Raw genomic sequence first — 12,399 nt, 5'->3', positions numbered from 1 at the left:
TACTCATCCCCTTGTGTTGGTTTTAATACATGAAGCGATTTCTAAAACGAAGTCTATCAAATCTTTCCATTGTCTCAGGGGGCACGCGTTTTCCTTCACGTGCCATCAAGCAGTTAGCAGGATGTGATGTAATTTCAGGGTCATCTGTAGCAAAATATTCGAAGTTGGCAGAGCCCATCATTTTCTCCATCATTTTGCGATAATCCCAAACATTTAAACCAGTCCCTTTTAAGTCCCAATGCCAATAATATTCCGTAGTGATAACAAGATAATCTTCCATTTCATCTCCCATAAAAGACACGGCTAGTAGTGCCTTACCAGCACCTGTACCACGATATTCTGGAATGACTTCAATAGCACCTAACTCAATCATGTTATTAATTCGATCTTCCGCCCATCGTTCAAGTGGATCGGGATATAAAAAAGTGACGTAGCCTACAATTATGTTTTCATTTCGAATAATAATAATTCGTCCTTCAGGAAGCCCTGCAATTTCTATAATGGCTTGCTGTTGTTGCTTTGGAGGTCTAAAAGCAACCAAGCCTTCGTGGAATGAATATGTAGCTAATTTTTCTGGAGGAACAGGTCCTTCCACATACACAGTACCATGCTTTGTTTCCTTTGTGACAGAAAAAAAAGTTCTTTTATGTTCCATGATTACACCACCTGAGTTTAATAATTCCATTATAGCTGATTTCCTGCGGAAAAACGCTATTTATTGCAAAATATACCTGTGTTTTTAGAAAAGTAAAAATATTAAGACATTCTTGATAACTTCGTGTAAAATATATGTATATTGTAACTGTTATTCAACAGGTGAACGTAGTGTGAATAAGCATTCGCTAATTTTATACTATCCGAACTGTTGTATAACAATTGCTACATAGTGTATTTGTCTTTGGAGAAGGTGGCGGATTTTGAAGGGGGAAAATGGTGAAATTACAATTTGAAATTTGCTTACTAATGTACTAAGGCGATAGCAAAGAGAGGGGTAGTTTCATGGGGATGAAAATGTTGGAGAAGTTGAATGCTTTACCGGGGCAATATAATTTGCTTGATTATGAAAAAGCTGCGGCAACACATGATTGGGCAGAGACAGAAAAGGGATTTAGTTGGTATGAAACAGGGCTTGTGAATATGGCATACGAGGCAATTGACCGTCATACGGAAACGCATCGGAAAAACAAAGTTGCACTTTATTTTAATGATGGAAAACGTAAAGAGGCTTATTCTTTCAATGAAATGAAGAAGCTGACAAATAAAGCTGCAAATGTTTTTAAGGCAGCAACAAATTTAGAAAAAGGTGATCGATTATTTATTTTTATGCCCCGTTCACCGGAGCTTTATTTTTCTTTATTAGGCGCTTTGAAAATGGGCGTAATCGTAGGTCCGTTATTCGAGGCATTTATGGAAGGTGCTGTTTATGACAGACTTGCAGATAGTGAAGCTAAAGTATTAGTGACAACACCAGAGTTACTTGAACGTGTACCTTTAGAAAAACTACCACATTTGCAGCAAGTCTTTTTAGTAGGATCTGATATAGAGGAAACAACACAAATTTTAAATTTTAATAGGCGCTTGAAAGAAGCATCTTCTCAATTTGACATCGAATGGGTGGACAGAGAGGATGGTATGATTCTTCATTATACGTCTGGATCAACAGGGGCACCAAAGGGAGTATTGCATGTTCATAATGCAATGCTTCAACAATATCAATCAACACAATGGGTATTAGATTTGCGTGAAGACGATATTTACTGGTGTACGGCTGATCCAGGATGGGTGACAGGCACAGCCTATGGCATTTTTGGTCCATGGTTAAATGGTGTCACAATGCTAATTGTGGGTGGGAGATTTTCACCACAAGCTTGGTACCAAGCAATTGAAGATTATAGTGTAACAGTTTGGTATAGTGCACCAACTGCATTCAGAATGCTAATGGGTGCTGGTAGTGGTATGTTTGAGAACTATGATCTATCTTCGGTACGTCACATTTTATCTGTTGGTGAGCCGTTAAATCCAGAGGTCATTCGTTGGGGGACTGATGAGCTAGGACACCGTATTCATGATACGTGGTGGATGACAGAAACGGGTGCGCATATGATTTGTAACTATCCTTCTATGGATATTAAGCCAGGTTCAATGGGTAAGCCATTACCAGGTATTCATGCGACGATTGTTGATGATACTGGTAACGAAGTACCGCCTTTTACAATGGGAAATCTAGCAATCCGACGTGGTTGGCCAGCGATGATGCGTCAAATTTGGGGAAATCCAGAGCGTTATGAATCCTATTTCTTAAAAGGTGAATGGTACGTGACTGGGGACTCTGCCTATATGGATGATGATGGTTACTTCTGGTTCCAAGGGCGTATAGATGATGTTATTATGACAGCTGGTGAGCGGGTAGGTCCTTTCGAGGTAGAAAGTAAGCTACTAGAGCATCCTGATATCGTCGAGGCAGGGGTGATTGGCAAACCAGATCCTGTACGAGGTGAAATTATTAAAGCGTTTGTATCCTTACGTGAGGGTGTTGAACCTTCAGATGCATTGACTGAGGATATTCGTAATTTTGTTAAGAGGGGCTTATCTGCACACGCAGCACCTCGTGAAATCGAATTTAAGGATAAGCTTCCAAAAACACGCAGTGGTAAGATTATGCGACGAGTATTAAAGGCGTGGGAGTTAAATTTACCAACAGGTGATTTATCTACGATGGAAGATTAATTTTGTAATATAAGAAGCAGGAATTTATTCGGTCAACGAAAAATTCCTGCTTTCTCTTTTTTTATAACTTCATTCAACGGGATATTTACTTCTATTTTAATTACAAATAAAAGTAGAAAAGAGTATACAAAATTTTTTTGCATAATAAAACATCTCCTTTTAAGTAGAGAAATGCCTTACTCGATATTAGAGAAATTAGTTTTCACATTTTATACCTTCTAGGAAAACCTGCAGCGAAGCGGCTCATCGGACGCCCCCCCGGGAAGCTTTGCTCTATGCGACAGCAACGACTAAGCGCCAAGTCGGAAATCAAACCCACGTTATGATGATAATTGGTAAATATTTAGAAAAGTTTAAATATAAATAAAAATCCAGTTGACTTAATAAATATGCAGTCGTATACTAATTTTAACTTATTTCAGAGGTGAGCGAATTGAAAGTAGGAATAGTTGGTGCAACCGGGTATGGTGGATTAGAGCTTATTCGATTTTTACATAATCATAAAGCGGTGGAGAGGATCGATTTATTCACATCCTCAGAAGAAGGTGTCATTTTTTCATCTAAGTTTGGTCATCTCGTTCATTTAGCCGATACACCTTTACAAAAAATTGATTATGGGGCTTTAGAGAAATTTAATGTTGTTTTTACAAGTACGCCTTCAGGGGTGACAAGTGAGCTATTACCTCCGATGGTAGGGAAAGGTCCTAAATTAATAGACTTGTCTGGTGACTTTCGTTTACAAGATCCAGCGAGCTATGAAGCGTGGTACGGTAAAAAAGCGGCACCATTGGAAATCATTCAACAAAGTGTATATGGCTTAACCGAATGGAATGCAGAAAATGTTCAACATGCTTCTCTTGTCGCAAATCCAGGGTGTTACCCAACGGCGGTGTTACTTTCGTTGTTACCGTTGCTAAAAGAAAGATTGATTGATTCGAGCTTTTTAGTGATTGATGCAAAAAGTGGGATTTCAGGAGCCGGAAATAAACCATCGCAAACAACGCATTTTAGCGAGGCGAATGAAAGTTTATCAATCTATAAAACGAATGCACATCAGCATATACCAGAAATTGAGCAGGCCATTTCAATGTTTACAGGGGTCGATACAACTATTACTTTTAATACGCATTTAGTGCCAATGACTAGAGGGATTTTATCTACCTCATATGCACCTGTTATGCCTGGTGTTACAGAAGAGCAGCTAGTTGCTTGTTTACGGAGTGCTTATGAAAAACATCCGTTTGTACGGATTGTTACAGATGCTAATAGTCTGGGAACAAATCGCGTTAAAGGTTCGAACTATTGTGATATTTTAGCGAAAGTAGATAGCCGTACGAATCGTGCCACAATCGTTGGCGTCATCGATAATTTAGTCAAAGGTGCTGCTGGGCAAGCCATTCAAAATATGAACGTTCAATTTGATTTACCACAAATTACAGGATTAGATGTCGTTCCATTCTTTATTTAACTTCTTTCAGAAAAATGTTTTATGTAGCGAAAGCATAGCGTCAGCTTCAAATGTTTCTCATCTCTTATGTCGAGGGTAATTGATTAACTAAGGAGGAAAGATTTTATGACATTAATAGCATCCGCAAGTATGATGAAAAAATTATCAAGTAAAAATATTGTTTCACCAAAGGGCTTTAAAGCTGCGGGTTTACACTGTGGTTTAAAGCATAAGAAAAAGGATTTAGCTGTATTAGTCAGTGAAGTACCGGCGAGTGTAGCAGGTGTCTTTACAACGAATGCTGTGCAGGCAGCACCATTAAAAGTAACGAAAGAAGTTGTGTACACAACGAAAAAAATGCAGGCGATGATTGTCAATTCCGGAAATGCTAATGCATGTACAGGGAAGCAAGGAGCGAAGGATGCACAAACAATGCAATTCCTAGTGGCGGAAAAGCTTGGTATCGAGGCAAATTTAGTAGGAGTTTGCTCAACAGGTGTCATCGGTGAAATTATGAATATGGAGCCGATAGCAAATGGGATTAATCAGTTAGAGCCAAAGGATAATTTAGAAAGTGCGATTGATTTTGCCCAAGCGATATTAACAACAGATACCGTTATGAAAAACACGAGTTACAGCACTATCGTTGATGGCAAGGAGGTTATTATCGCTGGTGTTGCAAAAGGTTCGGGTATGATTGAACCAAATATGGCCACAATGCTAGGTTTTATTACGACAGATGCAAATATTGAATCAGAAGTTCTTCAGGCTACTTTATCTGATATAACAAATTTGACTTTTAATGCAATTACAGTGGATGGAGATACATCTACAAATGACACAGTAGTTGTGATGGCAAACGGCTTAGCGGGCAATGAGGCTCTAACTTCTAATCATCCGGATTGGCAAAATTTCTACTTTACATTGAAAACAGTAGCTCAAGACTTAGCGAAAATGATTGCCAAAGATGGTGAAGGTGCAACGAAGCTGATTGAGGTTGAAGTCGAAGGGGCAATTTCGGATGAAGAAGGGCGTAAAATTGCTAAAACAGTAGTCGGTTCACCGCTTGTGAAAACGGCAGTATTTGGCTGTGATGCAAACTGGGGACGTATTATTGCTGCTGTAGGCTATAGTGGCGCAACGGTTGATCCGGGAAAAATTACGATCCAAATTGGCGGTGTAACTATGGTTGAAGACGGTGAGCCAGTTCCATTCTCGGAGGATGAGTTAATTCAAATTTTAAAAATGCATGAAGTGAAAATTTATGTGTCACTTGGTATTGGGGACGGCAAGGGGCATGCTTGGGGATGTGATCTAACTTATGACTACGTTCAAATCAATGCCTCGTATCGCTCGTAAACGAATGGTCATTAAGCTTGGGGGTAGTACGCTAGAGGGCTTAAATGAATCATTTTTTAAGAATTTTAAAAAACTTCAAGAGAGCGGTGCAGAGCTTATTATTACCCATGGTGGTGGCCCGGCTATTAACCGTGAACTTGCGGAGCGTGGAATAAAATCACATGCTATTAACGGTATTCGTGTAACGAGTGAAGCTGTAATGGATATCGTACAGTCAACGTTATTAGGAAAGGTCAATCCAGCGCTTGTTCATGAATTAACCACGGCTGGTATAGCTGCACTTGGTTTAAACGGATTTGATGACAAGTTGATTGTAGCCGATTATTTAGACAAAGATGTATTCGGTTTTGTTGGTGAAGTGAAGACCGTCAATATATCTTTGCTAGAAGCATTAATAAATGCAGGGGTAGTACCAGTTATTGCTTGCGTCGGAGCGGATGTATATGGTCAGGCGTTGAATATTAATGGAGATACGATAGCAAGTGAAATAGCACTAGCTTTAGCGGCAGATAGCTTATTACTTGTAACAGATGTAAATGGTATTCGTATAAACGATGAATATCAATCGAAAGTAACACCTTCTTTCATCAATCAATGGATTGAGGAGGGGCATATTTACGGTGGGATGATACCTAAGGTTCAAGGAGCTCTCGAATGCTTAAATGCAGGTATTCCATCCGTGCAAATTGTTGGGGAATCCTTAGTAGGTACGACAATTTTATCTCATTTAAATTAAATGCTTGTCTTCACCTTTGAAAGTTATTCTTCGTTATAGTAGGAATGACTGTTCTAATGGCATATAGGTAGCAATATAGTTGAGTAAGACTGAAGATTTTTAGCTATGAATTTAAGTAGGGGTGATTAGATGAGTGCTTTATTTGGAAACTATGGCAAACGCCGCGCCCAAATTGTCAAAGGGCAAGGAACAGTTGTTGAAGATGCTGCGGGGAAAAAATATTTAGATTTTACAAGTGGAATTGCTGTAGTGAGTCTTGGTCATGCACATCCTGCGGTCGTGGAGGCTATTCATGATCAAAGTAGAACGCTTTGGCATATTTCTAATTTATTTGCTATTCCTGGTCAGGAGAAGGTTGCACAAAAATTAATAGCTGATACACATCTTTCATATGCATTTTTCTGTAATAGTGGTGCGGAAGCAAATGAAGCGGCCATCAAGATTGCACGTAAGCATACAGGGAAAAATCATATTATTACTTTCGAGAAATCCTTTCATGGACGAACTTTTGGAGCAATGTCCGCAACAGGTCAGGGCAAGGTACATAATGGCTTCGGACCACTTGTTGAAAAATTTACAATTCTTCCTTTTAATGATGTGGCAGCACTTGAAGCAACGATTGACGATTCTGTTGCAGCAATTATGTTGGAGATGATTCAAGGTGAGGGTGGCGTTAACAGCGTATCACCAGAGTTCGCAGCAGCAGTAGCTAAAGCTTGTGACGACAAAGGAATATTACTAATAATCGATGAGGTTCAAACGGGTATTGGACGTACAGGAACAAAATATGCTTTTGAACAAACGATTTTAAAGCCGCATATTGTGACGTTGGCAAAAGGGCTAGGTGGAGGCTTCCCTGTCGGTAGTATGCTTGGAACAGCAGAGCTATATGAAACATTTAGTCCTGGCACACATGGGACAACATTCGGTGGAAATCCACTTGCAATGCGTGTTGCTGAAACTGTGCTAGATCATGTCTTTGAACCTGCATTTTTACAAAATGTACAGGAGCTATCCGCATATTTTGTGAAGCGGTTAAAAGCGAATCTCCCTTCTACGTATACCGTACAGGGCCAAGGCTTACTTCTAGGCATTGGCTGTGGTGATACTGAGGTAGCCTCGTATATAACTGCAGCAGAGGAAAACGGCTTATTATTAGTAGGTGCAGGGCCAAATGTTATACGTTTATTACCTCCATTAATTGTGTCAAAAGCAGAAATCGATGAAGCGATTGCGATTTTGAAAACGATACTTCTGTAGTATCTGGCCAATTATATACGATAAAAAAATCTGCTAGACTTCTTTGTAAGAAATCTAGCAGATTTTTTAATGCGTGTGGTTGATTTCCGTTCCGGCTAGGCGCTTTGTTGTTGCTGACGCTTCGCTTTCGCACAGATAAACATTTGTTGCTGACGCTTCGCTTTCGCACAGAGCAAAGTTTCCTGGGGGCGTCCGATGAGCCACTTGGGGCAACAGATGTTTTTTGCGCGAAAGTAGTGCTAACGTAGCGACAGCAGAGGGTTTTGTTTGTGCGAAAGCGCAGCAACAGCAACAGCAGGATGTTGGTCACGAAGGCGGAGAAGTGTCAGGTACTCCCACTTTGATTTTAATGAGAGCATAGAAATTAGGAGAGGCTAACTGCCCGTAAAAAACCAATTGGTGAAGACTAATAATCAGTGGGGTAAAGAATACCCCACCGATTAAAGTTTCACTTTATTGCAGTTCTTTTACTAATGTTTTCACTAGAGTAGGGAGCCAATCATGAAGTTGACTAAATGTAAAGCCAGCCGCTTCTGCCTTTCCAGTTGACATATACCAATCTGCAGGAACCCCATATGGTGACCGCGATTTTTCATTGCCACCTACAAGAGATATTTTTGCATGCTTTCCGGTTGCAACTTCAATAAGACCTAGCAAATCCTTTAATGAAATTGCACCTGCCGCTGTTGCATTATAAGGCCCTTCAATTGGTGTAATGCCAGCAAAATACAAAAATGCAGCTGCTTCGTCATCTGTAATATAGCTCATTTTTGCTTCAAAATTTGGCAATGAAATAGGCTGTTCCTGTAAAATTCGTTCAACATGAAAATGTAAACGGCGTGTATAGTCATTCTCACCCATAACAATAGGGAAACGGACAGCGACAACAGGAAACGTAGCTTCTTTGAAAAGTACTGCTTCTGCTAGACGCTTTCCTTCACCATATGAAAAATCTTCGCGATTCCCCATTCGAACTTCATATTTAAATGGATTAAAATCTTCTTCTGTTTTGACAGTGCCGTCTATTTCGTAGGTGGATAGAGTAGATGTAAAAACGAGCTTTTTCGTTTTACCTTCTAAAATTTCACATATTTTAAGAGCTTCATTCGGAGAGTAGCAAATATTATCATAGACAATGTCCCATGTAGTACTTGATAGCGCCTGTGACAATGAATCGGCATCATCTCGATTAACAATTAGCTGCTTCACCTTCGTACCAAAAGGATTTCCGCTTTGTCCACGTGTTAAAATAGTTACGTTATGCCCATTTTGAAGACAAAGCTCAACAAGTTTTTTACCAAAAAGACGAGTGCCTCCTAAAACTAAAATGTTCAATTATTTCCACCCCTTCTAATTTACAGTCACCTATATAATGACAAAAAAACAGGCATACTACAATTACTTTTTTAATGTAGTATGCCTGTTTACTATTGTTTAGGTGGGGCAGTCGGCGGAGTAGTATTTCCGTTGTTTCCTCCATTAGAGCCGCTGCCGTTATTTGAGCCGTTTCCAGTGCTTCCGGAACCGTTGCCATTTGAGCCATTTCCAGTGTTACCGGAACCGTTACCGTTTGAGCCATTTCCAGTGTTACCGGAACCGTTACCATTATTTGAGCCATTCCCAGTGTTACCGGAACCGCTGCCGTTATTTGAGTTGTTCCCGTTACTACCATCAGACCCATCGCCATTCTCTGTGCCGTTTCCGTTTTTGTCCGAGTCATTGTCGTCAGTCGGTGGAGTAGTTGGGACCTCTTCTTCCTTGTCTTTTTCAGGTTGTTTTTCACTTGCGTCGCCACCAGTAGAAACGGTATTGGATTGCGGTGAAGTTAAACCTGTAATATCTACAGCAACAACAACATAGGCTTGACCACTTGCTACCGTCATGCTTTGCGATGATTCAAGCACTGATCCAACAAGGGTTCTTTGGCCATTTGTTACTTTATAAATTCGGTAACCGACTACATCGTTTGAAGAGCCTGTCCATGATAATGTATTCCCGTTAATTGAAGCAGATACTGCTGCTGGTGCACTACTATCTGCTGGGAAATTAACAGCTGATACCGTTGAATTCGCTAATGTCGAATTTTTTGGTAATAGGCTGGCTGGGTTACCGCCAAGTGGGCCTAGCATTCGTTTAATAAATGCCTGATTAATTCCTGCACCGCTTGCTTTTACAAATTCTGCTGGTGTGCTAGGAAGTGCATTATATGTTTTACCTTTTATTGTAACAACGCTTGAAGAAGCTAAGCTATCATCAGCTTTAGAAGGTAAAAATACTTTCGCATTAAACAAATCAGAGCGCACGAGACCAGCATTAGCACATGCTGCAGATGGCGCTAAACCAGAAATACCACAGAATGATGCAGTGACAACGTTTTTCGGTTGCACAAATCTAGTTTTAGGCGCAATTAACTGTGGATCTACATCATACACAGAATTCATTAATGTTCCCCATAGCTTGTTAATTCGCACGCTAGGCCGTTGATACGTATTATTAAATGCATCTAGTGTTTCATTTTTATCATAACCCATCCATACACCAAGAGAAACATTCGGGTTATAACCAACAAACCAAACGTCTTTGTAGTTTTGTGAAGTACCTGTTTTAGCGGCAAAGTCAGCAGAGAATTTTAATGTATTTCTTGCAAGTGTACCTGTTCCTTTTGTTAGCACATCTCGTAACATATCAGTAATGATATAAGAAGTTTCAGGACTAAATACTTGTTCAGGTTTAACTTCGTGTTTATAAATGATATTTCCATTTTGGTCTTCAATTCTATCAATCATATAAGAGTCTATAAATTGTCCACTATTTGCAAAAGTTGCAAAGGCATTGGTGTTCTCTTCAACAGTAATACCTTCTTCTACGGCTCCGATGCTAGTTGCAATGTTTGTGAAGTCCTTAGGCTGTAAGGTTGTGATCCCCATCTTTACTAAATAATCGGCAGGACGTCTGTTAAGAATACTATAATATAGACGTATAGCTGATAAGTTTTGTGAATCTGCTAATGCCTCACGTGCAGGGATTAGTCCGCGTTCATCATTAGTATTATAGTTTTTTGGACTCCATCCGGAAATAGAGAATTTTACATCGACTAATGGGCTACCTGCACCGATTACACCGTATTCTATTGCAGGTGCATATACGAGTAAAGGTTTCATTGTTGAGCCATTTGAGCGTTTTGCCTGTGTTGCATAGTTATAACTTTTTAATTCAAAATCACGGCCACCGACAAAGCTTAAAATACGCCCGGTAGTATTTTCAATTAAAATACTTCCAACCTGTACAGGCATTTGAACATCAATTTCTTCACCTGTTACAGGGTCTTTGTCTTTGACAGTGTAAGTATGACCGTAATTTTTAAAGTTTTCCGCTGCCTTTTGCATCGAATCGTACATATCTTTATTAATAGTTGAATAGATACGATAACCTTTTGAGCGGACATCACGATCTGCTAAGATCGTATACTTTTCTTTTAATTTTGTTTCATTTTTTAAGCGCTCTGGATCAATACCATCTGCTTCTGCTAGTTTTTCCGCAATAATGTCTCTTGCTCGACTTTCAAGCTCATACGTTAGCCATGGGTAGCGATCTTCTGCACGCATCTCCGGTGAACGGAAGTCAGCTGCGATATCGTAAGCAAGTGCTTCTTTATATTGAGCTTCGTTAATATAACCTGCGTCTTTCATACGATAAAGTACAGTTTTCATTCGATCAATACCCGGTTGCAGAGCTTTTTTACTTTTAAGTGCACCAGTATTTGTGAAAGGTGTGTACGCAAAAGGTGATTGAGGTATACCAGCTATATACGCTGCTTGAGGAAGTGATAAATCCTTTGCTTTTACATTGAAAATACCTTCAGCAGCTGTTTCTACCCCTGCAATGTTTCGACCGGAAGCGTTACGACCATAAGGAATTATGTTTAAGTAGGCCTCTAATATTTCTTCCTTTTTCATAAAGTGCTCTAAACGCATCGCAAGTAGAAGTTCTTTTGCTTTTCGTTCATAAGATACTTCGTTTGTTAATACTTGGTTTTTAATAAGCTGCTGTGTTAGTGTAGAACCACCTGTTTGTGTAGAAGAGTTGGTTACGTCTTGAAGTAACCCGCGGATGACGGCTTTCGGAACTATTCCGTTATGTTCACGGAAATACTCGTCCTCTGTCGCTAATACCGCATTAACAACATCAGGTGAGACAGCGTTTAATGTTGTTACTCGACGGTCTAAATCTGTACGTAATTTTCCGATATAAATATCGTTGGCAAAATAAATCTCACTTGTTGAATCATAGTTGAAAATTTCTTTTCGTAATTCTTCCTTAGAGCGTAGTGGCTCTTCTTTTACAAGTGAAGCAAAATAGCCAGCGCCAACTGAACCGGCAAATACAGTGCCTACCAATGCAAAGACTAAAAATAGTAAAAATAAGTTCCAGGCAACACTTCCTGAAATACGTAATTTCTTCATCCATTTTTGTTGAATTAATTCATCGATCTTTGCATTGATTTTCTCAATCCAATCTTTCAATGTATCGACCTCCTAAAATCTTGTTTATTATAGCACATATTGATTTAGGTCGAACATAATTATTGACAATGAAAAAGAATCGTTTAGAATAATGCTTATAGTTTTCTAGCGAAGAAGAGCTTGCAGTAGTGTCTATATTCCCTGTATAGAGAGCCAGCGGTTGGTGAAAGCTGGTCATAATGTAGAGACGAATTACGTGCTTGGAGCTTAGACGTGCGCGCCTGCGATAAAGGCGGTTGAATGAAGAGGAAGATGGATGACATCTTCAAGCTGGGTGGTACCGCGTTAGTTTATAACGTCCCTGCATGCAATATTTTGCGTGTAGGGACTGTTTTGTTTCTCCCTAC

General features: G+C 39.7%; 9 protein-coding genes and 1 other annotated feature. Of the genes, 6 read left to right on the top strand and 3 right to left on the bottom strand.

Annotated elements, in window-relative coordinates:
• Positions 1-22: 22 nt before the first annotated feature.
• Positions 23-655: a GNAT family N-acetyltransferase gene (locus AC3WSO_RS18970; protein WP_492532987.1), complete on the bottom strand. Its 633-nt coding sequence runs from the start codon at positions 653-655 to the stop codon at positions 23-25.
• Positions 656-999: 344 nt separating this feature from the next.
• Between AC3WSO_RS18970 and acsA the strand changes: the two genes are divergently transcribed.
• The 6 genes from acsA (at position 1,000) to AC3WSO_RS18940 (ending at position 7,890) form a co-directional block, all read left to right on the top strand.
• The gene (gene acsA / locus AC3WSO_RS18965) at positions 1,000-2,727 is read left to right on the top strand and encodes an acetate--CoA ligase (protein ID WP_492532985.1); all 1,728 of its coding nucleotides are present in this window, start codon (positions 1,000-1,002) and stop codon (positions 2,725-2,727) included.
• A 433-nt stretch (positions 2,728-3,160) separates the two neighbouring features.
• Positions 3,161-4,195: an N-acetyl-gamma-glutamyl-phosphate reductase gene (argC, locus tag AC3WSO_RS18960; protein WP_492532983.1), complete on the top strand. Its 1,035-nt coding sequence runs from the start codon at positions 3,161-3,163 to the stop codon at positions 4,193-4,195.
• Positions 4,196-4,300: 105 nt separating this feature from the next.
• Positions 4,301-5,533, top strand: coding sequence for a bifunctional glutamate N-acetyltransferase/amino-acid acetyltransferase ArgJ (gene argJ, locus AC3WSO_RS18955; RefSeq protein WP_492532982.1), 1,233 nt, complete (start codon positions 4,301-4,303; stop codon positions 5,531-5,533).
• A complete protein-coding gene (gene argB / locus AC3WSO_RS18950) occupies positions 5,496-6,269 on the top strand; it encodes an acetylglutamate kinase (protein ID WP_492532981.1) in 774 nt (257 codons plus the stop codon). Before argJ ends, argB begins: the two co-directional genes overlap by 38 nt.
• Positions 6,270-6,398: 129 nt before the next feature.
• A complete protein-coding gene (gene argD, locus AC3WSO_RS18945; RefSeq protein ID WP_492532979.1) occupies positions 6,399-7,529 on the top strand; it encodes an acetylornithine transaminase in 1,131 nt (376 codons plus the stop codon).
• Between the two features lie 223 nt (positions 7,530-7,752).
• Positions 7,753-7,890 (top strand): hypothetical protein, encoded by a 138-nt coding sequence (locus tag AC3WSO_RS18940; protein WP_492532977.1) that lies wholly within the window; start codon positions 7,753-7,755, stop codon positions 7,888-7,890.
• A gap of 92 nt (positions 7,891-7,982) precedes the next feature.
• Here AC3WSO_RS18940 and AC3WSO_RS18935 read toward each other — a convergent pair whose 3' ends face one another.
• Positions 7,983-8,864: an NAD-dependent epimerase/dehydratase family protein gene (locus AC3WSO_RS18935; RefSeq protein ID WP_492532975.1), complete on the bottom strand. Its 882-nt coding sequence runs from the start codon at positions 8,862-8,864 to the stop codon at positions 7,983-7,985.
• A 92-nt stretch (positions 8,865-8,956) separates the two neighbouring features.
• The gene (locus AC3WSO_RS18930; protein WP_492532974.1) at positions 8,957-12,052 is read right to left on the bottom strand and encodes a transglycosylase domain-containing protein; all 3,096 of its coding nucleotides are present in this window, start codon (positions 12,050-12,052) and stop codon (positions 8,957-8,959) included.
• Between the two features lie 102 nt (positions 12,053-12,154).
• Positions 12,155-12,358, top strand: a binding site (T-box leader).
• Positions 12,359-12,399 lie beyond the last annotated feature (41 nt).

The sequence above is a fragment of the Lysinibacillus sp. EB106-09-02-XG168 genome (assembly GCF_058791475.1).
Note: the sequence above shows the minus strand (reverse complement) of the source record. Positions and strands in the feature narration are given on the sequence as shown.

Coding starts and splice junctions, on each gene's coding strand:
- AC3WSO_RS18970 (WP_492532987.1), bottom strand. CDS start 655: ATGGAACATAAAAGAACTTTTTTTTCTGTCACAAAGGAAACAAAGCAT.
- acsA (WP_492532985.1), top strand. CDS start 1,000: ATGGGGATGAAAATGTTGGAGAAGTTGAATGCTTTACCGGGGCAATAT.
- argJ (WP_492532982.1), top strand. CDS start 4,301: ATGACATTAATAGCATCCGCAAGTATGATGAAAAAATTATCAAGTAAA.
- argB (WP_492532981.1), top strand. CDS start 5,496: ATGACTACGTTCAAATCAATGCCTCGTATCGCTCGTAAACGAATGGTC.
- argD (WP_492532979.1), top strand. CDS start 6,399: ATGAGTGCTTTATTTGGAAACTATGGCAAACGCCGCGCCCAAATTGTC.